Source organism: Kaistella yonginensis, from assembly GCF_030409525.1.
In the GTDB taxonomy this organism is placed as follows: Bacteria; Bacteroidota; Bacteroidia; order Flavobacteriales; family Weeksellaceae; genus Kaistella; species Kaistella yonginensis.
Genome location: NZ_JAUFQB010000020.1, coordinates 1 through 25,041 on the forward strand (window position 1 = coordinate 1; position 25,041 = coordinate 25,041).

General features: G+C 36.4%; 23 protein-coding genes. 9 read left to right on the forward strand and 14 right to left on the reverse strand.

Annotated elements, in window-relative coordinates; translation table 11 throughout:
- Positions 1-166: 166 nt before the first annotated feature.
- Positions 167-2,185 carry a M3 family metallopeptidase gene (locus QWY78_RS07755; protein WP_290218315.1) on the forward strand — a complete coding sequence of 673 codons (2,019 nt, stop codon included), beginning with the start codon at positions 167-169 and terminating at the stop codon, positions 2,183-2,185.
- Positions 2,186-2,262: 77 nt separating this feature from the next.
- On the opposite strand, the gene QWY78_RS07760 is transcribed toward QWY78_RS07755, so the two are convergent.
- The gene (locus QWY78_RS07760) at positions 2,263-3,309 is read right to left on the reverse strand and encodes a lysylphosphatidylglycerol synthase transmembrane domain-containing protein (protein ID WP_290218317.1); all 1,047 of its coding nucleotides are present in this window, start codon (positions 3,307-3,309) and stop codon (positions 2,263-2,265) included.
- 20 nt (positions 3,310-3,329) lie between these two features.
- Positions 3,330-3,680, reverse strand: coding sequence for an aspartate 1-decarboxylase (gene panD / locus QWY78_RS07765; protein WP_290218319.1), 351 nt, complete (start codon positions 3,678-3,680; stop codon positions 3,330-3,332).
- Between the two features lie 394 nt (positions 3,681-4,074).
- On the opposite strand from panD, the gene QWY78_RS07770 reads away from it, so the two are divergent.
- Positions 4,075-4,365, forward strand: coding sequence for an HU family DNA-binding protein (locus QWY78_RS07770; RefSeq protein ID WP_290218321.1), 291 nt, complete (start codon positions 4,075-4,077; stop codon positions 4,363-4,365).
- 44 nt (positions 4,366-4,409) lie between these two features.
- Here QWY78_RS07770 and pdxH read toward each other — a convergent pair whose 3' ends face one another.
- A complete protein-coding gene (gene pdxH, locus QWY78_RS07775) occupies positions 4,410-5,054 on the reverse strand; it encodes a pyridoxamine 5'-phosphate oxidase (protein ID WP_290218324.1) in 645 nt (214 codons plus the stop codon).
- A 53-nt stretch (positions 5,055-5,107) separates the two neighbouring features.
- Between pdxH and QWY78_RS07780 the strand changes: the two genes are divergently transcribed.
- The gene (locus QWY78_RS07780; protein WP_290218326.1) at positions 5,108-5,656 is read left to right on the forward strand and encodes a YqgE/AlgH family protein; all 549 of its coding nucleotides are present in this window, start codon (positions 5,108-5,110) and stop codon (positions 5,654-5,656) included.
- A gap of 245 nt (positions 5,657-5,901) precedes the next feature.
- Here QWY78_RS07780 and QWY78_RS07785 read toward each other — a convergent pair whose 3' ends face one another.
- From QWY78_RS07785 to QWY78_RS07825, 9 genes are all read right to left on the reverse strand, one after another.
- On the reverse strand, positions 5,902-6,717 hold the full coding sequence (locus QWY78_RS07785; RefSeq protein WP_435389060.1) for an aminotransferase class IV: 816 nt from the start codon (positions 6,715-6,717) through the stop codon (positions 5,902-5,904).
- 56 nt (positions 6,718-6,773) lie between these two features.
- Positions 6,774-7,160: an START-like domain-containing protein gene (locus tag QWY78_RS07790; RefSeq protein ID WP_290218331.1), complete on the reverse strand. Its 387-nt coding sequence runs from the start codon at positions 7,158-7,160 to the stop codon at positions 6,774-6,776.
- Positions 7,161-7,401: 241 nt separating this feature from the next.
- On the reverse strand, positions 7,402-8,577 hold the full coding sequence (locus QWY78_RS07795) for an aspartate aminotransferase family protein (RefSeq protein WP_290218334.1): 1,176 nt from the start codon (positions 8,575-8,577) through the stop codon (positions 7,402-7,404).
- A 124-nt stretch (positions 8,578-8,701) separates the two neighbouring features.
- Entirely contained in the window at positions 8,702-10,438 is a 1,737-nt protein-coding gene (locus QWY78_RS07800) for an OstA-like protein (RefSeq protein WP_290218338.1), read from the reverse strand.
- Positions 10,438-10,911 (reverse strand): Fur family transcriptional regulator, encoded by a 474-nt coding sequence (locus QWY78_RS07805; RefSeq protein ID WP_290218341.1) that lies wholly within the window; start codon positions 10,909-10,911, stop codon positions 10,438-10,440. Before QWY78_RS07805 ends, QWY78_RS07800 begins: the two co-directional genes overlap by 1 nt.
- Before the next feature lie 76 nt (positions 10,912-10,987).
- Positions 10,988-12,973 (reverse strand): KUP/HAK/KT family potassium transporter, encoded by a 1,986-nt coding sequence (locus QWY78_RS07810; RefSeq protein ID WP_290218344.1) that lies wholly within the window; start codon positions 12,971-12,973, stop codon positions 10,988-10,990.
- A gap of 95 nt (positions 12,974-13,068) precedes the next feature.
- The gene (locus QWY78_RS07815) at positions 13,069-14,052 is read right to left on the reverse strand and encodes a pyruvate dehydrogenase complex E1 component subunit beta (RefSeq protein ID WP_290218345.1); all 984 of its coding nucleotides are present in this window, start codon (positions 14,050-14,052) and stop codon (positions 13,069-13,071) included.
- A 115-nt stretch (positions 14,053-14,167) separates the two neighbouring features.
- Complete coding sequence (locus tag QWY78_RS07820) at positions 14,168-14,587, reverse strand: DUF2147 domain-containing protein (RefSeq protein WP_290218348.1); 420 nt, start codon at positions 14,585-14,587, stop codon at positions 14,168-14,170.
- A 141-nt stretch (positions 14,588-14,728) separates the two neighbouring features.
- Positions 14,729-16,654 carry an LTA synthase family protein gene (locus tag QWY78_RS07825; RefSeq protein WP_290218351.1) on the reverse strand — a complete coding sequence of 642 codons (1,926 nt, stop codon included), beginning with the start codon at positions 16,652-16,654 and terminating at the stop codon, positions 14,729-14,731.
- 118 nt (positions 16,655-16,772) lie between these two features.
- Here QWY78_RS07825 and QWY78_RS07830 point away from each other — a divergent pair, with 118 nt between their 5' ends.
- From QWY78_RS07830 to QWY78_RS07845, 4 genes are all read left to right on the forward strand, one after another.
- Positions 16,773-17,489 (forward strand): CDP-alcohol phosphatidyltransferase family protein, encoded by a 717-nt coding sequence (locus QWY78_RS07830; protein ID WP_290218467.1) that lies wholly within the window; start codon positions 16,773-16,775, stop codon positions 17,487-17,489.
- A 61-nt stretch (positions 17,490-17,550) separates the two neighbouring features.
- On the forward strand, positions 17,551-18,315 hold the full coding sequence (locus tag QWY78_RS07835) for a 3'-5' exonuclease (RefSeq protein WP_290218354.1): 765 nt from the start codon (positions 17,551-17,553) through the stop codon (positions 18,313-18,315).
- Positions 18,316-18,380: 65 nt separating this feature from the next.
- Positions 18,381-18,986: a fumarylacetoacetate hydrolase family protein gene (locus QWY78_RS07840; RefSeq protein ID WP_290218359.1), complete on the forward strand. Its 606-nt coding sequence runs from the start codon at positions 18,381-18,383 to the stop codon at positions 18,984-18,986.
- A gap of 58 nt (positions 18,987-19,044) precedes the next feature.
- Entirely contained in the window at positions 19,045-19,479 is a 435-nt protein-coding gene (locus QWY78_RS07845; RefSeq protein WP_290218362.1) for a universal stress protein, read from the forward strand.
- Between the two features lie 72 nt (positions 19,480-19,551).
- On the opposite strand, the gene QWY78_RS07850 is transcribed toward QWY78_RS07845, so the two are convergent.
- Positions 19,552-19,788, reverse strand: a complete 237-nt coding sequence (locus QWY78_RS07850) for a hypothetical protein (RefSeq protein WP_290218366.1) — start codon at positions 19,786-19,788, stop codon at positions 19,552-19,554.
- Between the two features lie 42 nt (positions 19,789-19,830).
- On the opposite strand from QWY78_RS07850, the gene QWY78_RS07855 reads away from it, so the two are divergent.
- Positions 19,831-20,736 carry a DUF6427 family protein gene (locus QWY78_RS07855; protein ID WP_290218369.1) on the forward strand — a complete coding sequence of 302 codons (906 nt, stop codon included), beginning with the start codon at positions 19,831-19,833 and terminating at the stop codon, positions 20,734-20,736.
- 8 nt (positions 20,737-20,744) lie between these two features.
- Positions 20,745-21,329 (forward strand): DUF3109 family protein, encoded by a 585-nt coding sequence (locus tag QWY78_RS07860; RefSeq protein ID WP_290218373.1) that lies wholly within the window; start codon positions 20,745-20,747, stop codon positions 21,327-21,329.
- Between the two features lie 67 nt (positions 21,330-21,396).
- Here QWY78_RS07860 and QWY78_RS07865 read toward each other — a convergent pair whose 3' ends face one another.
- The gene (locus tag QWY78_RS07865; protein ID WP_290218376.1) at positions 21,397-24,819 is read right to left on the reverse strand and encodes a M16 family metallopeptidase; all 3,423 of its coding nucleotides are present in this window, start codon (positions 24,817-24,819) and stop codon (positions 21,397-21,399) included.
- Positions 24,820-25,041: the final 222 nt, after the last annotated feature.

Here is a 25,041-nt window from a genome sequence, read left to right on the forward strand (position 1 = left end):
TCTAAAATCACTTCCTTTACAATGATACAGTATCTGAATTTTTTCGTTTTTAAAAGAAGTATAAATAAAACAAAAATTAATTTATGCTAAATGCACAACAGGTTTTTCTATTAATAAAAGCCAAAAATTTTAATTTTTCGTAAATTTGATAAATATAATTTTTAACATGCAAAATCCCTTATTACAAACATTTACAACAAAATATCAATCTGCGCCATTCACCGAAATTAAAGAGGATTATTTTCTTCCCGCTTTTCAGGAGCTCATAACAATTTCTGAAAACGAAATCGACGAAATCGTAACTGATAAAAGCGAACCCAATTTTGAAAATACCATTGAGGCTTTGGCTTTTTCAGGGGAGCAATTGGAACTGGTTTCCGGTATTTTCTTTAATTTGAATTCTGCTGAAACCAACGACGAAATTCAGAAAATCGCCCAGGAAGTTTCACCACTTTTGACGGAGTTTTCAGCGAAGATTTCTCAAAATTTACCCCTTTTTGAAAGAATTAAAAAAGTATTTGACGAAGCAGAGAAATATGATTTAAACGAAGAGCAGCAGATGCTTTTAAAAGAAACTTATAAAGGTTTTGTAAGAAGTGGCGCCTTGTTAAACGATGCTGAAAAAGAAAAATTTAAAAATATCAGTATCGAACTTTCGAAAAAATCTTTACAATTTGGACAAAACGTTTTGGCGGAAACAAATAATTATTTTAAACACATCACCAACGAAAAAGAATTGGCTGGCATCCCAGAAGCGATTTTACAACAATATCGCGAAGAAGCCAAAGAGAGAAATCTGGACGGTTTCGTTATAACTTTGCAATATCCTAGCTTTCTTCCGCTGATGACCTACGCTGAAAACCGGGAATTGCGTAAAGAACTCGCTTTAGCAAACGGTAAAAAATCCTTTCAAAATAATGAATTCGATAATCAGCATTTAATTAAAGATATTATTGCTCTGAAACAGGAAAAAGCAAAACTTTTAGGCTACGAAAATTATGCAGAATATGTTTTAGAAGAAAGAATGGCTAAATCTCCGGCAAAAGTACAATCATTTTTAAATGAACTTTTAGAAAAGGCAAAACCTTTCGCGGAAAAAGAAATCGAAGAATTAAAAAAACTTGCAAAAGCAGACGGAATCGAAGAAATGGAAAGTTATGATCATACTTTCTATGCTGAAAAATTACGCAAGCAAAAATTCGATATCGATGATCAAGAGCTAAAACCTTATTTTCAGTTAGAGAAAGTGCAGGAGGCTGTTTTCGGTTTGGCAAAAACACTCTTTGGTTTAGAATTTAAAGAGACGACTGAAATCCAGAAATATCACGATGAAGTAAAAACATATGAGATCTTCGAAGACGGAAAATTCAAAGCCCTACTCTACGCTGATTATTTCCCAAGAAAAGGTAAAAGAGCCGGCGCCTGGATGACGAGTTTTAAAAGTCAATCCATTAAAAATGCGCAGAATAACCGACCGCATATTTCGGTGGTTTGTAATTTTTCGAAACCGACTTCTAATACGCCAAGTTTATTGACATTTCAGGAAGTGACGACGCTTTTCCATGAATTCGGCCACGCTTTGCACGGTGTTTTGGCGAATACTACTTATCCGAATCTTTCGGGAACTTCGGTGAAGTGGGATTTTGTAGAACTTCCCTCGCAGTTTTTAGAAAACTATTGTTATGAACCTGATTTTTTAAAAACCTTCGCAAAGCATTATCAAACCGGCGAGGTTTTACCGAATGAAAAAATTGATAAAATTTCAGATTCCAAAAATTTCATGGAAGGTTATCAAACGTTAAGACAAATCGGATTTGGAATTTTAGATATGGGCTATCATACACAACCGGAAAAAGTAGGTGATATAAAAACCTTTGAAGTGGCAGAGACACAAGCAACCAATCTGTATCCGAGCAATCCTGAAACGGTGATGAGTACGAGTTTTTCCCATATTTTCCAGGGTGGTTATTCGGCGGGATATTACTCGTACAAATGGGCAGAAGTTTTAGATGCAGATGCTTTTCAATATTTTAAAGAAAACGGAATATTCAATCCAGAAATTGCGGCAAAATATAAAATCTTGCTTTCTGCAGGAGGTACAAAAGATCCGATGGAGCTGTACAAAAACTTCCGAGGAAGCGAACCCAAGGTAGAAAGTTTATTGAAAAGAGCGTTTGGAGTTTAAAGCAAAAGGCTCATTAATAAGAATAAAAAAGGGTTTACTAATTTAATAAACCCTTTTTTTTATGAAAAGATTTTTAATTAGATTTTCTGATTCTTCACCGCGGCATTTCTTGCTTTTGCCAACATAGGAATTGAAATTGCGCCCATCACCAACATGATTACCAATTGCATGGTGTGCGAGATAAAAGCGTAAGACAAGCCAACTTCGCCTCCTTCTGCGGGATCTTTTCCCTGCGAAAGAAATAAGGCCATGATTCCAAATTTCAAGGCCAAATGAAAAGCGCCAATACCACCAGATGCCGGCACCATCATCCCTAGAGTTCCTACCACGATGATGAAGAAACCATCTGCAAAAGTAAAATTAGACGTTTCTGGCAAGGCAAAACAGACCAAATATGCTGCGAAATAGTAACATGCCCAAATGGCAATGCTATAAAATAAGAATTTTCCTTTCTGCTTTAATTTAAAGATCGATGTAAGGCCATGGAAAATTCCTTTGCCCAAATGAAGTACTTTCTGATAGATTGCAAACTGCTCTAACTTTTTTCTAAAGATGAAAAGCAAAATTACGAAAGCGATGAAAATCCCTAAAAACAGATAAAGGTTTGAATTTGAACCTGAAGTTTCGGTCTTTCCTTTTTCTTCGGTCATATAAGAATAGAAAGCAATGAAGGCTTTGTACTTAAAAATTAAAGTAAGACCTAGAAAACCAACCATGCAAATCAAATCTACCACTCTTTCTAAAATGATGGTTCCAAAAGATTTTTCAACCGGAACTTTTTCAACGCCAAATAAAGCTGTTGCTCGTGCCAATTCGCCGCTTCGCGGAATGGTTAAATTCATTAAATAACCAAAAGAAATGGTCCAGAAAGAATTAGAATTCGAAATTTGATAGCCCATTGGCTCTAATAAAAGATTCCAGCGAATGGCTCGAAACCAATATGCTAGCACTCCAAAAATGGAAGCAACAAATACCCAAAGATAATTTGCTTTCGCAAAATAGCCGGCAATTTTTTTAAACTCCATCCCCTTTAATGCTAACCACATAAAAAATGCGGCAATTGCCAGAGAAATTGCAATGGTTAAAAAGGTTTTAAGAGAATTCGGTTTTTTGGTCTGTTCCAAAATCAGAAAATATTTAGGAATTAAGTAAGAAGATTTGTTTGCTCATTGGGGAAAATAATCTTTGGCTGAAATGTTTTGGCTTCTTCGGGAGTCATTTGAGCATAAGACATAATGATAATAATATCATTTTTTTGCACCCTTCTGGCGGCAGGTCCATTCAAACAAATTTCGCCTGATTTTCTTTTACCTTTGATTGCATAGGTATCGAAACGTTCGCCGTTATTAACATTCACAATATAAACTCTTTCACCCACGATAATGCCCGAAGCCTCCAATAAATCTTCATCAATAGTGATGCTGCCTATATAATTAAGGTCGGATTCGGTAACACGGACGCGGTGTATCTTCGATTTAAAAATTTCAATTAGCATGGCGCAAATTTAATTATTTTAATTAAAGCAGTGAAATAAATTTTGAACATATCATTAATATTTGCTGGGAAGTTAAAGAATAATTAAAAAACAGGGTTGAAAAATCGTTTTATTTCAATAATAAAGAATTACTGACTTAGATTAAGAGTGAAATTCAATAATTCGCAATTACAAGTATCATGCTAGATTTTCTATTAACTCACGATATGTATTGCGTTTGGTAAGAAAATAAAAGCTGCAAACAATGATTAATCGCTTGGTCTAAGATTATAATTTTCATTATATTTGAATAAATTCATTGAATATTGATTAAATATTTGCAAAAAATTTGCTCAATATGAAAAATGTTTTATATTTGCTTTAACAATAGAACTAACCTTAATTAATAAATATTATGAACAAGTCTGAATTAATCGACGCTATCGCAAAAGATGCGAACATTACAAAAGTTGCAGCAAAAGCTGCTCTTGAATCTTTTATTTCTAATGTTACCAATACTTTAAAAAAGAAAGATGGTAAAGTTTCTTTAGTAGGTTTCGGAACCTTCTCTGTAGCTGAAAGAGCTGCAAGACAAGGGATCAACCCAGCAACTAAAAAACCAATCAAAATTGCTGCAAAAACAGTAGCAAAATTCAAAGCAGGTTCTGATTTAGCAGATGCTGTAATGGGTGGTAAGAAAAAATAATCTATTGATTATCATACAGAAGTCCCGATCATTCGGGACTTTTTTTATGGCGCCAACCGGGAAATTTGCCAATCGTAATCTTCCTGTAATTGGTAGATAATCCTGTCGTGTAAGCGATTAGGTCGACCTTGCCAGAATTCGATTTCGTAGGGCTTAGCCAGATAACCACCCCAATGATCCGGACGCGGAACCTCTCTATTTTCAAATTCTTTTTCTAAATCCCGAAGCTTTTCTTCCAAAAATTGCCGATTCGGAATTACCTGACTTTGTGGCGAAACTGCTGCACCCAACTGACTCCCTTTCGGGCGGGAATGAAAATAACCATCGCTTAAATTTTCAGCCAATTTCTCTAAATCTGCCTTAATGATAATTTGGCGTTCTAAATTCGGCCAGAAAAAATGAAGACATGCTTTATGATTATTTTCGATGGCTTTCCCTTTTCTGCTCTCGTAATTGGTGTAAAAAATAAAACCTTCCCAGGTGTATGATTTTAGCAAAACCATTCTGGTTCGTGGGCAGCCATCATTCTCAAGGGTAGAAATCGCCATTGCGTTTGCTTCGGAAATCTGTGAACTTTGTTCAGCTTCTAAAAACCAATCCCGAAATTGTTCCATGGGATTTTCTTTGATTTGGCTTTCCAAAAGTTCCGCTTGGTTATAGATTTTTCTTTTGTCGTGCAGGTTTTCCATTAAATTTTTATTACTTTTGGTCAAAGGTTTTTTAATGTAACCCGACCTACCAAATGAATTATTCTTACAAAGGTAAAATTTTAATTTCCACTCCCGATATTTCGGGTGATATATTTTCTCGATCGGTAGTATTAATAGTGGATCATAATGAGCACGGTGCTTTTGGCTTAATTCTCAATAAGAAAAATGAGAATATGAGTTCTCGGTTGCTGGAGATTTTCGGCTTCCAAGTGGCTGTATATGAAGGCGGACCGGTGGAAAATGATAAAACATTTTTCATTTGCAAAGGCAAGAAAATTACTGCTGATTATTTAGCAATAAATGAAGAATATTATCTTACTGAGGATATAGAAAACATTGTTGCTTCTATTCTAGATCATCAAATTTCAATCAATGATGTGAAAGTATTTTCTGGTTATTCAGGTTGGTCTGCTCAGCAATTAGAAGGTGAAATTCTTCGGAAAATGTGGACGCCGGTTGATGTTTATAATTTAGATTATACCTCGCCAAACGATCACGGATTGTGGAAAAACATCATGCAGAATTTAGGTGGAGAATATCTTTTGTGGGCCAATGCTCCGGAAGACGTTTCGATGAATTAAGGTGAAAAACCAAATAAGTTTTAGGTAAAATTCACCTTTGCAACACCAAAAATTAAAGAACTTTTAAAAAGTAACTTTCATTCTTTTTGGCGCTCGCTTCGCTCGCGCCACCCCAATCAAAATTTTAACAAAACTTTAATATTCACTGCATAATTTATAAAAAAATTTAGCGTTATAACTTTAATTAAAATCTAAAAACCCGGTTACTGACTTTCTTTTAAGGTTGCTAACTGGGTTTGTCAATTCTAGCCAAAAGCACTGCGCCACTGCGCAATCATTTCTGAAAAACGCGCACTTTCAAAATTTTTGTTGCGAATTTTAGTGACTGAAAAAATTCCTTTTAGATCCGAAATCATCAAAACTTCCGCTGCTTTCTGCGATTCAAATGCAATCATTTCGGTTTCTTGAATTTGGGCTAAGTTATTTTTATGAACAAAGTTTATGAAATTCTCTAGAAGCGGCGAAATATAAGCGCCTTCGCTCGTCTTAGGAATCTTAATCGTTTTCCCTTCCAAGAATAATAGATTTCCGTAAATACTTCGGGCAATTCTCTTGTTGGGATTTAAGAATATAACGTCGTCTAAATCATTTTCTTTCGCGTAAATTTCTGCATAAATATTTTCCGGAGAATGCACATGAATTCCGCTTAAAACATGCGTATTAACATTAATCTCCTTGATTAAATCGATTTCAAAATCTTGTTGTATTTGCAAAATATCATCAATCAAATCTACTTCGAAATAAAAAGAAATGCCACTTTTGGACAAAGAATTTTCATCGGTATTTCGATAGACAAAGAACTGTATAATTCCGTTTTGAACATCTTCCTGTATCACTTTTTCAGCAAACAAATTCTGAAAAAATTCCAAGGTGTAAGAAAGTGGAATTGCCATTCTCATTTTGCGCATCGAGGCCATTAAATAAAAATAACACTCTTCCGCCATAATCAAGTGAGCATTGCGGATAAAAAAAGAAACTTGAACCGCATCACCATATAAAAAAGCACGGTTTTGAGGTTGAAAATCCTCAGAAGCAAAAGATCGTTTCACAATAGTCAGCATTTTAGCAATAAAAAATGAACGATAAATCGTTCATCTTTATATTTAGATTAAAAAAATTAGGATGCGCCTAATTTTAATTTTAAATTTTCGATTAAATTTTCCCAATACAAGCGATTTTCTTCTTCATCGCCACTGTCACAAAAGTCGGTCACATTCAGCGCCAAATCATCGGTAATATCATCAATAACGATGGTCATTTCAAAATAATTCTTGGTTCCTTCATCTTCTTCCCAACGAAAACGCACAAAACTTTCCGGTTTATACCGAATCAACGTTGCTTTCTCTTCGGGTCCGTTGCTCCAACTGAAATAAAAGTCGTCTCCTTTTTCCACCACATCATCTGCAAACCACTCAGAAAGTCCCTCTGCGCTCGCCATATATTCATACAAAATCTCTGACTGACAGTGCATTGGAAATTCGTATTGCACTTTCGTTTTCGCCATATTATTACCTTTTTTTAATGTCTCGCAATATATAAATTAATTTCTAATATACGCAACATATTTCACGAAATACTTATTGCTTCTTAGGAGCAACAAAGGAACAGCAATTACACAAAACCCGTCCCGCTGTCCACTATATCCGCGATGATATAAATCCCTCGCCAAAATCATGACATATATCATCGCGGGATGCCGTTCCCATCAGGGCTAAAATAAAATTTATTTTCTATTTTCAAGATTTTTAATGGCCGTTCAACACCTCTAAAATGATGGCGCAACCTTCTCTAATTTCATCGGGCGAAATGGTAAGCGGTGGCGAAATTCTTAAATACTCATTTCGGTACAACTGCCAGAAAACAATGAGACCTTTTTCCATGCAGCGCTTGGCAACCTGCAAGGTATAATCGGGTGAACCCAGATTTACCGCCAACATCAAACCTTTACCGTTGACGTTTATAATTTTCGGATGAACCAGTAACTCACGGAATAAATTTTCCTTCTCCTGAATCTGCGCCATCAAACCACTATCAATCACTTCTTGCAAAGTGGCATAACTCGCCGCCGCAATCAAGGGATTTCCTCCGAATGTCGTAATGTGACCCAACTTAGGTGAATGTGAAAGACTGTGCATGATTGTTTTGGAACTCATAAATGCACCAACGGGCACACCGCCGCCCATTCCTTTTCCCATGACCAAAATATCGGGAACCATTCCAAAATGCTCGAACGCGAAGAGTTTTCCTGTACGACCAAATCCCGGTTGTATTTCATCTAAAATTAATAAGGCTCCGACTTCTTCACACCTTTTCTTTAAATTACAAAAATAGTCAGAATCTGGAACTAAAAATCCCGCTGCTCCCTGAATGGTTTCTGCTAAAACGCAAGCTGTTTTTTCGGTGATCTTAGAAAAATCCTGTTGATTATTAAACTCAATAAAACCCACCATCGGTAAAAGCGGCCGAAACTCACGCTTGTGGTATTCATTCCCAGAAACCGATAAAGCACCATGTGTATTTCCGTGGTAAGAATTGGTCATGGAAATAATCTCTTCGCGACCGGTATAACGTTTTGCTAATTTTAAAGCGCCGTCAATCGCCTCTGCACCAGAGTTCACGAGATAGGTCATTTCTAAAGGTTCGGCGGTTGCTTCGGCTAAAAGCCGGCATAATTTTACGGGCATTTCTTGCGCATATTCGCCGTAAACCATCACATGCAGGTATTTTTCCGCTTGTGTTTTAATGGCTTCTACAATTTTGGGATGTGAGTGTCCTAAAGTATTGGCCGAAACTCCGGCTACAAAATCCAGATATTTCTGACCGTTTTTGCCGTAGATATAGGAGCCCGATGCTTTTTCAACTTCAAAACCGGCAGCAAATTGGGTGGTTTGTGCTTGGTATTTAAAAAAATCTGTTTGCATAAAATCAAAATTAAATTAAAAACTCCCCGTTGCGCCCCAGCCTGAGTGGAGCTCTTTTTTCTGGAACATCGTGGAAGAAAAAAAGCGGGAACGGAGGATGGATTAAGGCGCCCAAATAAAAAATTTATTTCCGAACCCTTTTCGGTTTCTTGGCTTCTTCTTTGGCTTTTTGCTCGTCAATTACTTTCTGAGCGGCATTATAAAGAGCATCATCTGCTTCATATTTTGTTTCTTCGTAGTCGGGTGATTCTACAAAAATATCCTGCCAGGTTCGCAGTCGATCTTTGGTATTCCAATTAAAGTCGGGAAAGAATCGTTGTTCGCGTGAGATTAAACTCATGGGATAAATCTCGGTATTTGCGCCAATATTACAGGAAATAATCTGCACTTTACGCCCTTCAAATTCGGCCTCGATTGTACCGCAAGTGGAAAGTGAAACGCCGATTCGCTCTACTTCTTTGGTTTTTTCGTTTTGATCGTCTGCGTAGGTAATTGCCTGTGCGTTGCCGATTACTTTTGCCAGGGTTATCTCGTTATTTTTATAATACACCGTCATCAGCTTGCCTTTGACTTGGTTAAACTCGTCTTTTAAATTTAGGGAATCTGCTTTGGAAATGGCAAACGCATTTCCGATGACGCGCAAGGAGTCGATGTACTCATTTTCGGTATCGAAATAGGCTTCTATTTTATCGCCTGTTACTTGTTTTTCTCCGCTCCAAGCGATGGGCTTTCCGTTGAGATGCATGATTCCATCGGTTTCATTAAAACGCAAGGAATCGGCTCTGAGCTGAATGTTTGATTTGAACATTCTGGCTTTTCGGTAGGCACGAAGGAAACTTTTTTTCTTGAGTGGATTAATTTCATCGACCTTTTGGTACGCTAAGATTCGATCGGCAGAAAAATACATGGAATCTTTTTCTAAAATTTTAACGGCGTAGGGTTTATCCGTCATCATTGCGGAATCTTTCTTCTCGTAGATTTCGCCGTAACCACCTTTCATATAGCGTTTTTCCAGGGGATCTCGTAAAGTAACATTTCCTTTTCCGGTTCCAAAACCCGATAGCTGATTGAAATACAAATCATCACCAGTTAGGATTTTTCCGTTGTAATGAATCCGGGAATTTTTCTTTAAATAGACTTCCTTGGAGTTCATATTATAGGTTCCCTTTTCGGTATAAATTAAATTGGCTGGATTTTTTTTGTTGGTAATGGTGGTGGCTCCATTAAAGGTTGCTGTGTTATTGTTTTGATTTTGGACGATATTCACGCCTTCAACGGTATAGTCTGCATTATCAATTTTTACATTTCCAGTGAAATCAATTAATCTGCTGTTTAAGTCATAGGTTGCAGATTTGGTGTACATTACGTTTCCATCTTTGGTGATGGTTCCGCCCGTGTTGAAATAGGCTTTATTGGAAATTCGATCATAATACAGTGTTTCTGTTTCGATGGTCTGGCCAGGATCTATTAATAAAACTTTTTTTCGGGCGATTCCTTTTTGGGTATTTCCGTCGTATTCCATTTCACCGGAGGTAATTACGGAGCCGTCGGCATTTTGCAGTTTCACATTACCAATGGCTTTTACAAAATTTTGTTCTTGGTAAAAAATAACCTCATCTGCAGTTAAGACCGATCCTTGGTGGGCGAATTGTACATTGCCAGAGAAGTAAGGATTGCCTTGGTATTTATCGATAACTTTTTGAAAAAAATCGGAGTGAATTAATTTTACTTTTTCAGCGGGTGCGTTTTTTTGTGGGGTATTAAAAAAAGGATCTTTCACCAAATCCTGCTTCGGTTGGGTATTGATCTGCGCAAAAACATGGGCACTGACGAGAAGAAAAAAAACAAGAAGTTTTTTCATTAATCCTTTTTGGTTCCGTAAAAATAAAGTGAATGCGAATCAATATTTACGCCAAATGCTGCTTCAATAGACTCTTTTATTCCTTGAATTCGGGGATCACAAAACTCGATAATTTCCTGAATTTCTTTATCAGAATCGGTTTTATAAAGCACCAAATGATCGTGTTGTTTGTCAAAATAAGACTTTTCGTAAGAGGAAGACGTTAGGGTTTTTTCACCAAACTGGTGTTTTCTAATAAGGCCTGCATCTAAAAAAATTTCGATGGTATTGTAAATGGTCGCTTTGGAAACGTGGTATTTTTTCTGCATCATCAAAAGATAGAGATCATCTACATTGAAGTGATGCTCCATATTGTAGATTTCTTCTAAAATCGTGTAGCGTTCTGGCGTATTTCGAAAGCCTTTCTGCTGAAGATATTGTCTTAAAACCTCCTTGATGGTTGAAATATTGAGTTCCTTTTGTTTAGCGTCCATTAAAAATAATTATATGCAAATTTACCGAATTTTTTCTTAATGCTGGTTCACGGTCGTTTCTTCACTCCACACTCATCTAGGAATCATACCGATGAAAATTAACCTGCCGAATTTTATCGCTATTGCTTTTTTGATCCAACAAAGGCGCGGATTCTACCACCACATTATGTGCTGAAATTCCCCAGGCTTTGAAATCATCACTCCCGATATATTTAACAAAATTGTAAATATTCAACGTGATTTTTTCTTTGACCGTCAACAAAGTATCATTGATGTAAGTGTTATCAATAATCACATATTTTAAATCTGGTGGTACATTATAATGCCGTAGAGAAGGATGACTGCTTCGATTCGGAATACTTCCTTCTTCCATCATATCTTGTAAGACCTGATCAAAATAATCATTTATTCTTCGGTCTATTTTAAAACCGAGCATGAAATTAATTCGGTAAATAGTGCCGGGCATTATTTCATCAATGGTATAATTAAAGGTATAAGGATCTTCCTGATTGGTGATATTAAGAATAAAATAGTGATCTGCTCTTTTGGGTTGTTTTCTGATAATGGAATAAATGATCTTGGCTTCCACTTCATCCTGTCTTTTGGAGCGGCTTAAGAAAGCAAGATTGGTTGCGTATTTCGGAATGGTTTCATCAAGTTTTAGTTCTTTGATGACAGGCACATATTTGTCGAGCTTCACGAATTTCAGGAACTTTCCTTTGATCAATCGACCATTATACCAAGCGTACATACAGACTGCGATAAAACCGCCAAGGACCATTGTCAGCCAACCACCATCAAAAAACTTGATGACATTCGCATAGAAAAATCCTAATTCGATGAAAAGATAAACCGCTACAAATCCAAGGGCAAAAACTCGGGTGGCTTTGTTTCTACTCAACCAAAAGAATAATAACGTAGTGGTCATTAACATCGTGATGGTGATTGTTAAACCATAGGCCGCTTCCATGGCTTCTGATTTTTGGAAATAAATGACGACGATGAAACAGAGAAACATTAAACCCCAGTTAATTCTTGGAATATACATCTGACCTTTCACTCCCGAAGGGTAATCTATTTGTTGATTTGGCCAGAAGCTCACCGACATGGCCTCTGAGAACATGGTAAATGAACCTGTAATCACCGACTGACTTGCAATAATAGCAGCTGCCGTAGCTAAAATGACACCGGGTAGAATTGCCCATTCCGGCATAATTCCAAAAATTGGATTGATTCCTTGTGAAACACTTAGCTCATTATCGAGCAACCAGGCTCCTTGACCCAGATAATTTAAAATTAACATGATTTTTACAAAAATCCAACTCACACGGATATTTTGTTTACCACAATGTCCCAAATCAGAATATAGGGCTTCTGCACCAGTTGTACATAGGAAAACCGCCCCCATAATGACAATTGCACTGGGTGAATGGGTAATCAACTGGTAAGCGTAATAGGGATTAAATGATTTTAAAATTTCGACATGATCTACAATGTGAATTGAGCCAAAAATCCCTAAAACCAAGAACCAGAGAACCATCACTGGGCCAAAGAGTTTACCGATGGACGCGGTACCGAATTGTTGCACAATAAAAACTATTGCTAAAATCACAATGGTAATGGCAACCACGGGGGTATTAGGCGAAAATATCTTCAGTCCTTCTACGGCAGACATTACGGTTAAGGATGGTGTAATAATACTGTCGGCAACCAAGGTGGAAGCGCCAATAATCGCCACGACATATAACCATTTCTTTTTGAGTTTCTTCACCAAAGAGTAAAGTGATAAAATGCCACCTTCCCCTTTATTGTCGGCTCTCAAAGCGATCACTACATATTTAAAAGTAGTTTGCATGGTCAAAGTCCAGATGATACAAGAAAGTGCACCTTCGATGTATTCATCAAATGGCAAATTCCCTGTGCCATGTCGGGCATTCACAATGGCTTTCATTACATAAAGCGGTGAAGTACCGATGTCTCCGAAAACGATTCCGAGGGAAACCAAAACTCCCATTGCGGTAAGTTTCTTGGTATCAAAATGAGATGAAATAGTCTGTGACATTAATTATAAAAAATTTCGTCAAAGGTAAATTATTCTCAGGCGGAATTTGAAACTATTTATAAATGAAAAAACTCTCTTTCGAGAGTTTTTATCTATTAAGATTTGATGTATAAAGCGTTTTTAATTTCTTCTTTTACTTTCTCCAATTTCGGGAACCAGTCTGCAAAAAGTGGCGCTGAATAAGGCGCAGGAGCATCTGGCGTGGTGATTCTCTTAATGGGTGCATCAAGATAATCGAAGGCTTTTTGCTGAACCATATAGGTAATCTCTGTCGCAATAGAACCCAGCGGCCAGGCTTCTTCTAAAATTACCAATCGGTTTGTTTTCTTAACCGATTCTAAAACGGTATCGTAATCCAAAGGCCGAACGGTTCTTAAATCAATTACTTCAACTGAAATTCCTTCTTTTTCTAAATCTTCAGCCGCCTGAAGCGCCATCTTCATAATTTTACCAAAAGAAACGAGGGTCACATCGGTTCCAGCTCTTTTAATATCGGCTTTTCCGATGGGGATATAGTATTCTTCTTCTGGAATTTCCATTTTGTCGCCATACATTTGTTCTGACTCCATGAAAATTACAGGGTCGTTATCTTGAATGGCGGTTTTTAATAAACCTTTTGCATCATAAGGATTAGATGGAACAACAACTTTTAAACCTGGAGTATTGGCGAACCAAGATTCTAAAGCCTGCGAGTGGGTCGCTCCGAGTTGACCTGCAGAGCCTGTTGGACCACGGAAAACGATGGGACAACTCCATTGTCCACCACTCATCTGGCGTATTTTGGCTGCATTATTAATAATCTGATCGATTCCTACCAAAGCAAAGTTGAAAGTCATATATTCTACAATTGGTCGGTTGCCGTTCATGGCAGCTCCGATTGCGATTCCAGAGAATCCAAGTTCAGCAATTGGGGTATCAATCACTCTCTTGGCGCCGAATTCATCGAGCATTCCTTTAGAAGCTTTGTAGGCACCATTGTATTCTGCGACCTCTTCCCCAATTAAAAAAATGGATTCATCTTTTCGCATTTCTTCACTCATTGCCTGTGCAATCACTTCTCTAAAAGTATATTCTTTCATGATTTATTAAAAAATTAAAGTACAAAAGTAAAGATTTTTTCGCAAATTACCTTATAGACTCCATTAAAAAAGCATCTTCGAAAAGATGCTTTATATCAAGTTTTTATTTGGAAAACTATTTTACGGCGTGCCAAGTTTGAGTTCTTCCGATTAATGAGAAACCAACGTAACCTCTTACATTCAATGTATCACCTTCACGGGTAATATTACATTTGTAAGTTTTTCCGGTTTTCGGGTCGGTAATGGTTCCACCAGTAAATTCAGAACCCTCTTTTTTCATTCCTCTAATCACTTCCATTCCTAAGATTGGTTTGTTTTTGCGATCATCTTTACAATCGGTACAGTTTGGATTTACTGGCTTAATCAAAAGCTGAACTACTTTACCGTAATATTTACCATCAGATTTTTTGGTAATTTCTACAATAGATTTAGCTTGTCCGGTTTCATCATCGATGGTTTTCCATTTTCCTTCGATTTGGGCATAAGAAAGTGTTGCGAATAATAAGGCAACAAAACTGAAAAGTATTTTTTTCATTTTAAAATTGTTTTAATTTTTGGTTTGATAAAAGTAATTAAAAAAAGTTAAACACCAAATTTTTAACTATTCATATCATAGTAGACAAAAGTGCTGCCAAAGCTTTAAAAATTAAACAATAGTTTAATAAAAAGAGTGAAATTAATTCAACTTCCGATTGATTACGCGATTCATATAATCCTGATACCAAGCTTTGCTTAGCAAAATTCCTTTTTCTATTTCGGGATTTTTTTCTTTGTTAATGAGGTTTTTCTCCAAACCTTTGTCTGCAATTGCATAAATTCCTGTTACTTCTTTTCCATTAAATAAATAGATGTAATTCCCAATCATAAACTGTTCATTAATGGAATCAGAATTAATAATCATATACGCTTCCTTTTTATCTGAAACCAAACTTCTACCCCAACTTCTGATTTTTTTATTATACCCCATTAAATCTACCAGCGTAGGATAAATATCCATTTGTTGGGCAGGTTCTGTAACTTCTCCTTTCAAATTATATTTTGGATTTGGCGAATAAAATAGGATCGGAACTGCAAACCGGTTCATTGATTTTTCATATTCCCGATACGCGACCTGATTGGTATGATCGGCTACAAAAACAAAAATCGTATTGTTAAACCAAGGCATTTTCTGGGCCGTTTTGAAGAATTCTTTCAAGGCAAAATCGGTATAACCAATGGGTTCATGCATTTCGAGTGGTCCTTTTTTAAATTTACCCTGATACTTTTCCGGAACTTTAAAAGGATGATGAGAGGAAACCGAAAACAAAGTGGCCATAAAAGGACTTTTCTTCTGATTTAAAGTTTTCGCAAAGTATTGAAAAAATGGCTCGTCCCAAATTCCCCACATTCCATCAAAATCATCATCATTGTTATATTCTGTTTTACCGTAGTAATGTTTGAAACCCAAAATATTTCCGAAACCCAGAAAGCCCATCGATCCATTTGGTGCACCATGAAAGAAGGAAGTATCGTAACCCATTTCATTAGAAACCGAAACAATAGACTGAATTTTCTGATTGGAAAACGGCGAACTGGTAAAGGCATCTTTTAAAGTTGGTATTCCAGCTAAAATTGAACTCATGCCGTGAATAGATTGTCGCCCATTGGCAAAGGCATTGGTCGCAATTAAACTGTGGGTAGCCAAACTGTCAAAAAATGGCGTATAGGAAACAAAATCTTTAATCGCGGTATTTTTATTAAAAGCACCCGAGTATTCTTTGCTAAAACTTTCTAGGATGATAATAACAACGTTCGGTTTTGGCTCAACCAATTGGCGGGTGTATAATTTATACGGATGAATATTTTCATTAATAAAACTTTCCTCTACAAAATGAACTTCTTGAAAATTATTGGTGTTCATCGTTCTGAAAAAAGAAAAAACACTATTCAGCACCACATTTGCTTGCGCCGGTTTGGTAACATGTCGGTTGGCATCGACCAAATTAATCGGCCTCGTAGAATGTTTAAAATCACCTCTTATCCCACCTACAACCAATAAGGCGGTTATACATAAAGTTATGATCGAAGAAATAAAATAGGGAATTAATTTTTCTGGTTTGCTCGGTAAAACTTTTACTCTTTTATAAAACAAAACCCAAAGAATCATTGAAATCACAAACCAAATAACCACAATCGGATGTTCTGCAATCGATACTAAAAAAACCTTACCAATATTACTTTCGTGCTGCGCAACATTCATTGCGGCTGTGGTTAATCGTGCCTGCGAAAATTTAAAATACACAAAATCGCCAAAATTCATTCCAAATGAAATTCCGTTGGTAATGAAATACAGGTAGAATAAAAACTTCTGAAACGTTTTCTTGGTATTAATGATGATCGGAATCAAACTCAGCAAAATAAAAAGTGAATTCACATAGAGAATTGCGGTGGTATCAAAGGCAATTCCGCGGTAGGCTAAATTCAAGTATTCTGAAAAACTGTCAACTGGAATTAAATTTTTATTGAAAAACCAAAAGAGCAAACGAGCGATCTGATAGAAAAAAAAGGCCAGGAATATTCGATAAAGCAAAACAACAATTTCCTGTAATCTAAATTCTTTCATGAATAATAAGTTCAAAATTAATGATGCAAATTTACATTATTTTAGAACTTTAATTAAAACGCTATTCGTTTGTAAAAATCCAGAACTTAATTTTAATAAAAACCTTACTTTTGTACTTATGAATTTTGTACAAAAAAACCTGGCAAACGCTTTTACTTTAGGAAATTTATTTTCTGGGAGTATTGGTGTAATAGAATTGATAAAAGGAAATTATGAAATTACCGCAATTTGCATCATCGTATCATTAATTCTGGATTTTTTAGATGGTTTTGTAGCAAGAGCGATGAAAACAGATTCTAATTTGGGCGCGCAATTGGACAGTCTTGCAGATATGGTTACGTTTGGTTTACTTCCGGGAATTGCCATGTACAAAGCATTAGAACCTTTTGGAAATCAAATACTGGGAATAGATTTACCATTTGAATTTAAGTATATCGGCTTATTGATTACCGTTTTTTCTTGTTTAAGATTGGCAATTTTTAATTTAGATGACGAACAAACGTATTATTTCAAAGGTCTAAATACACCATCAAATACCATTCTAATTTTTGGATTATATTATGTGCTCAGCGAAAAATATTATTTTATTAATGTTTATTCTGAAACGCTCGTAGTTCTACTTTTAATTACCATTTTAAGTTCTTGGCTTTTAATCTCTCCCATTAAGATGATCGCGTTGAAATTTAAATCAATGAAAATTAAAGATAATTATCCAAAATTAGCGTTGTTGATTGGTGGGTTTATTATTTTAATCATTTTCGGGATTGTGGGAATTCCGCTGGTAATTGTCTTTTATATTTTAATTTCGATTCTATTTCAAAAACAATTGAAATAACTTTAACTGTAAATAAATGCAGACAAGTTGCGACTTGTCTCTACAAAAAATAAAACAAAAAATGAATTTAAAACTCCATAAACCGCTATGTGTCTTTGATTTAGAAACCACAGGCGTTCAAGTTGCCAAAGATCGAATCGTAGAAATTTCTATTCTGAAAGTCAATCCCGATGCTTCTCGCGAAAGCAAAACCTGGCTGGTTAATCCGGGAATGCCTATCCCTGCTGAATCTTCTGCGATTCATGGGATTACCGATGAAAAAGTAAAAGACGCTCCCACTTTCAAAGAAATCGCCTCAAAAGTAATGGATATGATTGCTGGAACTGATTTAGGAGGTTTTAATTCTAACCGTTTTGATGTTCCGCTTTTGGCTGAAGAACTCTTAAGAGCAGGATTAGATTTCGATTTAAGTAAATTCAAATTGGTTGATGCGCAAACAATTTTTCATAAAATGGAACCTAGGAATCTCACGGCGGCTTATCAGTTTTACTGTAAAAAAGAATTAGAAAACGCCCATTCCGCAGAGGCAGACGTTCTAGCAACTTTCGAAGTTTTAGATGCTCAGGTGGGACATTATGATGATTTACCAAATGATATTGCGGGTTTAAGTGAGATATCTTCGCATCATAAATTTGCAGATTTGGCTGGATTTATTGGTTTTGATAAAGATGAAAAAGAAGTTTTCAGTTTTGGAAAATATAAAGGCCAAAGAGTAAAAGAAGTTTTTCAGAAAGATTTGGGGTATTACGGCTGGATTCAAAATGCTGATTTTCCGCTTTATACGAAAAAAGTTTTGACGGGAATTCAGTTGAAAAGTAAGTTTTAAAAGATGTACAATGTACCATGTTGGTTGTACAAAGTGCTTTTACTTGTAATTATTAAAAAAAATCTATGAAAATCATTTGCATCGGCAGAAATTACGCAGAACATGCCAAAGAATTGGGAAATGAAATCCCAGAAAGTCCCGTAATTTTTATGAAACCCGATACCGCAGTGTTGAAAGGAAGCGATTTTTATATTCCAGAATTTTCTGATGACGTTCACTATGAATTAGAAGTCGTACTGAAAATTTCGAAAGGCGGAAAATATATTTTAGAAAAAAATGCCGATAAACACTATGAAGAAATTGGTTTGGGAATTGATTTCACCGCCAGAGATTTACAAAGTAAATTAAAGGAAAAAGGTCTTCCCTGGGAATTGGCCAAAGGATTTGATGGCAGTGCAGTTCTCTCTGATTTTTTTTCGAAAGAAGATTTTAATTTAGAAAACCTCAACTTTAGTTTACTTAAAAATAAAGAGAAAGTTCAAGATGGAAATACATCGATGATGATTTTCTCGGCAGAAAAAATAATTGCATTTGTATCGCAATACTTTACGCTGAAGGTTGGCGATTTAATCTTTACCGGAACTCCCAAAGGCGTGGGAAAAATAGAAGAGAATGATATTTTGGAAGCGTTCTTAGTAGACCAGAAAGTTTTGGAGTTGAGAATTCAATAATTTAGTTCTTCACGATGTCAGTAAATAGTAGTAACTTTAAGGAACAAAATTTAAGATCATGATAAATATTATTTTACCCGTAGATTTTTCAGAAGCGACCGACAAATTGCTTGAAGGTGCGCTGAAATTTGCGAAAGAAACCAACGGAAAAATATGTTTGATCCACGTGGCACCATCTGATATCGGTTTTGCGATTGGTGATATGGGGTTTCAGTATTTCCCGGAGGTTGAGCAAAATGAAATTAAGCAGGAATTAGCCCAATTAAATTCATTGGAACAGCGAATCATTGCACAAGGTGTAGATTGTGAGCACTTACTAAAGCAAGGCGTTGCCGGCGATATTATTTTGGAATATGCGAAAATTAAAAATGCCGGATATATTGTAATGGGTTCGCACGGGCGCAGCAATATGTACGATGTTTTTGTGGGAAGTCTAACGAAAGAACTCACGAGGCGTTCGCCAATTCCTGTCTTGGTAATACCGATTCATTAAGAACAAATAAAAAAAACAGAAAATCCCGAAACTTACACAGCTTCGGGATTTTTATTGTAAACGGGATATCAATTATTTACTTTCTTTCTTATGAATTGCCGGGTCGTAATAAGGATGATGACCTTCCGTTGGCGAGAAATACGCCTTGTCTTTGTTACCGCCCAAAGTGCTTACCAAAACGTAACACCAATAACCGAAAATTGCTACTGCTGCAATAAACAAAATCCAATTGAGCTCATTCGCTGCAAAATCGAATAATCCGTATGACCACATAAAGAGGTCGCTTAAGAATAACCAGAAAGACGTCATTATTTTCCTTTTTTAAATTAACTTTGCACAAATTTATAAAAAATGTTTCGATTACTTTCAAAAGAAAGCAATATTTTTTCAGTTCCGGTGTACATTGGGATTCTTCTTTTAATCGTAATTAGCTTTAATTTACTAGAATTCAATACATTAGGTTTGATTTCAGCAATAATTACTTTTGGCGGTGTTTCCTTAGGATACTTCTGTTTTAATGCAATTGCACTGAATTATCATACGCATTTGCCTTTGTTTTTATATACCATTTTTATTTTCGCCTTATACCCTGGTGATTTGGATATTGGAATCGCCGTGTCGCTTTTCACCAATTCTATAATTCTTTTGCTTTTAACCAATGATGATCGATCCATTCGCAACTCCTCGTATATTTTAGTAGGTGCAATTTTAGCGCTTAATTTCATCTTCCTGCCGACCACCTGGCCGATGTCGATTTTCGTAATCTTTCATATTATAGGAACTTCCGACCACATCAGACTACACATTTTTAGGTTATTTTTCGGGATGTCTTTGGTTGCGCTTACTTATTTCGGAATTGCCTACTTCCTGGGAATGAACTCCTGGAATCCAGCTTATTTTCCTTTCCATGAGTTTAAAATTCAACCCCATTTAGATCATCTGTTGTGGCTAAGTCCAGTAGCCCTGTTTTTGATTTATTCGGTATGGGATCATTTTATGAACTTTAACAAAAAAAGTCCGACCAGCAGATTCAAATATACTTTTATCCTGGTTTTTGCATTGGCACAGCTTATTACCATCATTCTATATATGGGTAAAACCTTTGAGTACCTGCTTTTATTGGCGCTACCATCCTCTATCATTATAAGCAGAATGCTTCGTTTTTTTAAAAAATATTGGCTGCAAGAGCTTGGTTTATGGTTGGTCATTATTTCACTTCTTATTTTTAAACTCTCTAGTTATTTTAATTTCTTTTAATAAACAACATGATTCAAATTGACGATAAATTAATTTCTGAAGATATCTTTTCTGAAGAATTCGTATGTAACCTCAGTAAATGCAAAGGTGCCTGCTGTGTAGAAGGTGATGTAGGAGCGCCGTTAGATAAAAGTGAGACCTTGATCCTCGAAAGAATTTTCGATCAGGTTAAACCCTACCTTCGGCCAGAAGGGGTAGCAGCCATTGAAAAACAAGGAACTTGGGCGATTGATCCCAGCGATAATGATTTTGTGACGCCCATGGTTGAGGGCAAAGAATGTGCTTACGTGATTTTTGACGAAAAAGGCATCACCAAATGTGGAATTGAGAAAGCCTACGAAGATGGTGCAGTTGATTGGCAGAAACCGATTTCTTGTCACCTCTATCCTATTCGGGTTGATGAATACCGCACTTTTACCGCCTTGAATTACCATAAATGGGAAATCTGCAGTGATGCTTGTACATTGGGTCGCGAATTAAAAGTTCCCATCTACAAATTTGTAAAAACGCCACTAATCCGTAAATATGGTGAAGAATTTTACCAAACATTATGTGATGCTGCCGATGAATGGAAAATTGAATACGGTTCTTAAAAATAATTTGCAAAAAAAATCCGTCTCGCGAATTACGAGACGGATTTACTTTTTAGATAAATTTTAATTATTTAAAGTCAGCGTCGGAAACATCTTTGTTTAGAACAAATTCCGTAACCACCATATCGATGTTTTGTCCCATGGCAGAAATTTTCATGGTTTTAGGAACTTTAATTCCGTCTACGGTCATGTATTCTGTTATGGTCATATCGCCTTGCGCAGAGGTTGATTTCAGCAATAATCCTGAATTGATGTCGAAATAGGATTTCCCATCTTTTCCAGAAAGAATGAACGCTTCTTTACCATCCACAGCTCCTTTTTCAACCGAAGTGTAATCTGCGGCAGTCATTGATAAAGCATTAAATAATTTAGCATCTTTCATTTTATCCGTTGCGGTAGCCGGTAAATCGATCTTTTGTCCACCTTGCATGGCGTAGCCTTTTACCCCATCAAAAACAGTTACCGACTCTTGACCCATCACACTTTGGATAGATTTGGATTTGTTGCCCATTTTCTTTTCAATCACTTTAATTTCCATACCCGCCATGTTCATGGTTGCACTTGATTTAATGGATTTCACCGCTTCCAATTTGGCTTTTCCACCCAGAGCCGCCATATAATTATTAATAACTTCTGTTGGTGTAATTGCCGCAGGAGCAGCTACAACTTTCTCTTCTTTCTTCACGCTGGCTTCCCAACCATCTTCTGGCATCAGGGTCGCTACGATTCTATCTTTCGCTAAAAATTTCTTGGCCACATTTTGAAGATCTTTTACGGTAAGCGCTTTCACTTTTGCTTCATAATTCAAGATTTCATAGCGGTCACCACCTTCTAACTGGTAATTGGCAAGATTGCTTAACCAATACGAATTTTCTTTCAGTTGGGTTCTGTCATCATTTAATTCTCCTTCTTTAAATTTATCTAGATCTTTTTGTTCCGGACCTTTATCAATAAATTTCTGGAGCTCTACAATAGCACTTTTGGTCAATTTATCTACATTTTCTGGTCCACATGGGAACTGCAGACTGAATTGATACATTCCGTACGGAACTTTGGTCATTCCCCCTCGGGCGCCACCACCATAAATTCCACTTTCGTCTTCACGAAGTTTTTCAATCACTTTAATGGTTGCTACTTCGCCCAGAGCGCTCAACGCTAAATCATCTTTTTCATTATAAGGTGCTTCGCCAGCAAAACTGATCACCACTAAACTTTTCGGATCCTTCCCTTTTTTGTAAACTTTATTAAAAGTTCCGGTGAGTGGGCGGTATCCACTATCTTTAAAGGAAGTTGCTTTTCCTTTAGATGGTAGGTTTCCTAAATATTGGGTTGCAAACTCCTTCATCTTATTTTCATCGAGATTTCCGACGAAATAGAAATGGAAGTTTCCGGCATTTGCGAATTTTTCTTTATAAATGTCGTAGGCTTTTTTATAATCTGCTTTTTCCCAATCTTCCGTTAAAGGAATAATATTGGTAAATCGTGGATTTTTTTGCTGTAAGAATTTTGAATATTCATTAGAAAAGTAGAACTGCGGATTAGAAAGCATATTTGCGGTCATCGCAGACTGTTTATCTTTGTAAGCCGTGAATGAAGCTGGATCGTAATTTAACCCCGTAAAATAAGAGTAAATTAATTCCAGTGCCGTTCCTAGATCTTTATTGGTTGTTTTACCATTTACCCCTTCGGTTAAATTACCGATGAAAGGCGAAACGCTCACTTGCTTGCCTGCCAAATAATTGGTAATATCGGTTTTAGAAAAACCATTAACGCCGGCTTCTGCAAGTGCAGGAAAAACGAATTGGGCTTTAACAAAATCTGCATCAGAAGCCAAAGAGCTTCCCCCTAAACTTCTGGCCGTAAATACGATTTCATCTTCTTTAAAATCGGTTTTCTTGTAGGTCACTTTCACTCCGTTATTCAAAGTTAAAGTCGTAGTTCCTAATTTAGCATCAGTTTCTGTTTTAACTATTTTTCCCGTTGATTTGAAGGGCTTCAACAGATTCGCAATATTCGCTTTTTCTTCGTATGGCGTTAACTTGGCCAATTTAACTTCATCCATCACCTTCAAAACCTGGTTTTCTGTTGGTTGCACCAAACCGTCTTTTTTTGGACCCGTAATTACGATTACTTTACTATCATCTTTTACATAATTTTTTACAATGCTGTTCACTTGTTCTAAGCTTACTGAAGGTAAGAAACTTTTGGTCTGCTGATATTCCCATGCAATTCCTGGAATAGGTTCTTGCTCCAGGAAACTGTTTACATACTCGCCCACCAACATTTCACTGTCGGTCTTATCACGGTTGTTATAGGTTTTTTCTAAATTAGAAAGGATTTGAGCTTTTGCTCTTTCAAGTTCTACGGCCGTAAATCCGAATTTGTTCGCACGTTCTACTTCTTCTAAAAGGACTTTCAACCCATCCAGTTGTTTTCCGTCTTTGGTTAAAGCCATTCCTTGAAAAGCTTCTTTTCCTCTGGCATAGGTTCCGCCGTGATAAACTGCTCCGTAGGTAAAAGGAGGATTGTTTGAGTTGACCATTTCCATCAAACGGTTGTTGATCATCGTTGCCGCTAAGTTTTTTACCATACTTTGGTTGTACTGCGCCACGGTTACATCCGGCTGAGATTTACCAGCATCTTTCATAATGAACTGCACACGGGAATTGGTTGCATCGGGATCGCTTTCAATCGCTACCAAGGTTTCTTTGTGGTTCGGTAAATCAAAATTCTGTCTTGGTCTTTCGTTCGTTGGGTTTTTGTAAGAACTAAAGTTGGCTTTAATTTTCTTTTCAACCTCATCCACATTAATATCACCAACAACCACCAAAGCCATTAAGTTCGGGCGGTACCAATCTTTATGGAATTTTCTTATCACATCGGGTTTAAAGTTTTCTAGAATTTCTTTTTTACCGATTGGTAAACGGTCTGCATAATGCGATTTGTATAAATATTTCGGTAAATACTGATCCATCATTCTTTTGTCTGGACCCAAACCGATCCGAAGTTCTTCTAAAACTACGCCTCTTTCTTTGTTGATTTCAGCATCGCTTAATGTCGCGTTAAAAGCCCAGTCTTCCATCACTTTTAATCCTGCATCAAGATTTCCTGGTTTATCTAGAGGAACGGGTAACATATACACGGTTTCATCAAAACTGGTGTAGGCATTTAAATGCTGACCAAATTTAACACCGATCGACTGTAAAAAGTCAACGAGTTTGTTGTCGGGAAAGTTTTTGGTTCCATTGAAGTTCATATGCTCCATAAAGTGAGCAAGACCTCTTTGATTATCATCTTCTAAAATAGAACCCACATTGATCGCCAAGCGAAATTCAACTTTCTTTTCTGGTTTCGTATTTTTTTTGATGTAATACTTCATTCCGTTGGATAGTGTTCCTGTTCTTACCGCAGGGTCTACCGGAATATTTTGCGCAAATACGGTTCCCATGCTCATCACGACGAGTGTGAACCCTAATAAAATTTTCTTCATAGTACTTTTTTGATGGGCTAAAAATAAAAATTATTTCTTTAAACCCATGTTAAATATTAGTTAATTTTAATTAAAGATCCCTAATTAAAATTAGAATGCGAAATAAGATCCTGATGCGCACTGAACTTTAATGTTTATTAGGACTGTATCAATCTACTAAAAAAAAGAAAATTTCTTCTTCTTCCGGTCTTTATGGATGTGCAATCTCATAAAAGCCCATTA

Bases quoted from the DNA above. Each gene is read 5' to 3' on its own strand.
- pdxH (WP_290218324.1), bottom strand. From the start codon at position 5,054: ATGGAAAACCTGCACGACAAAAGAAAAATCTATAACCAAGCGGAACTT.
- QWY78_RS07860 (WP_290218373.1), top strand. From the start codon at position 20,745: ATGATTCAAATTGACGATAAATTAATTTCTGAAGATATCTTTTCTGAA.
- QWY78_RS07840 (WP_290218359.1), top strand. From the start codon at position 18,381: ATGAAAATCATTTGCATCGGCAGAAATTACGCAGAACATGCCAAAGAA.
- QWY78_RS07835 (WP_290218354.1), top strand. From the start codon at position 17,551: ATGAATTTAAAACTCCATAAACCGCTATGTGTCTTTGATTTAGAAACC.
- QWY78_RS07800 (WP_290218338.1), bottom strand. From the start codon at position 10,438: ATGAAAAAACTTCTTGTTTTTTTTCTTCTCGTCAGTGCCCATGTTTTT.
- QWY78_RS07845 (WP_290218362.1), top strand. From the start codon at position 19,045: ATGATAAATATTATTTTACCCGTAGATTTTTCAGAAGCGACCGACAAA.
- QWY78_RS07810 (WP_290218344.1), bottom strand. From the start codon at position 12,973: ATGTCACAGACTATTTCATCTCATTTTGATACCAAGAAACTTACCGCA.
- QWY78_RS07820 (WP_290218348.1), bottom strand. From the start codon at position 14,587: ATGAAAAAAATACTTTTCAGTTTTGTTGCCTTATTATTCGCAACACTT.
- QWY78_RS07825 (WP_290218351.1), bottom strand. From the start codon at position 16,654: ATGAAAGAATTTAGATTACAGGAAATTGTTGTTTTGCTTTATCGAATA.
- QWY78_RS07855 (WP_290218369.1), top strand. From the start codon at position 19,831: ATGTTTCGATTACTTTCAAAAGAAAGCAATATTTTTTCAGTTCCGGTG.
- QWY78_RS07865 (WP_290218376.1), bottom strand. From the start codon at position 24,819: ATGAAGAAAATTTTATTAGGGTTCACACTCGTCGTGATGAGCATGGGA.
- QWY78_RS07830 (WP_290218467.1), top strand. From the start codon at position 16,773: ATGAATTTTGTACAAAAAAACCTGGCAAACGCTTTTACTTTAGGAAAT.
- QWY78_RS07755 (WP_290218315.1), top strand. From the start codon at position 167: ATGCAAAATCCCTTATTACAAACATTTACAACAAAATATCAATCTGCG.
- QWY78_RS07790 (WP_290218331.1), bottom strand. From the start codon at position 7,160: ATGGCGAAAACGAAAGTGCAATACGAATTTCCAATGCACTGTCAGTCA.
- QWY78_RS07805 (WP_290218341.1), bottom strand. From the start codon at position 10,911: ATGGACGCTAAACAAAAGGAACTCAATATTTCAACCATCAAGGAGGTT.
- QWY78_RS07815 (WP_290218345.1), bottom strand. From the start codon at position 14,052: ATGAAAGAATATACTTTTAGAGAAGTGATTGCACAGGCAATGAGTGAA.
- QWY78_RS07780 (WP_290218326.1), top strand. From the start codon at position 5,108: ATGAATTATTCTTACAAAGGTAAAATTTTAATTTCCACTCCCGATATT.
- QWY78_RS07785 (WP_435389060.1), bottom strand. From the start codon at position 6,717: ATGCTGACTATTGTGAAACGATCTTTTGCTTCTGAGGATTTTCAACCT.
- QWY78_RS07770 (WP_290218321.1), top strand. From the start codon at position 4,075: ATGAACAAGTCTGAATTAATCGACGCTATCGCAAAAGATGCGAACATT.
- panD (WP_290218319.1), bottom strand. From the start codon at position 3,680: ATGCTAATTGAAATTTTTAAATCGAAGATACACCGCGTCCGTGTTACC.
- QWY78_RS07850 (WP_290218366.1), bottom strand. From the start codon at position 19,788: ATGACGTCTTTCTGGTTATTCTTAAGCGACCTCTTTATGTGGTCATAC.
- QWY78_RS07795 (WP_290218334.1), bottom strand. From the start codon at position 8,577: ATGCAAACAGATTTTTTTAAATACCAAGCACAAACCACCCAATTTGCT.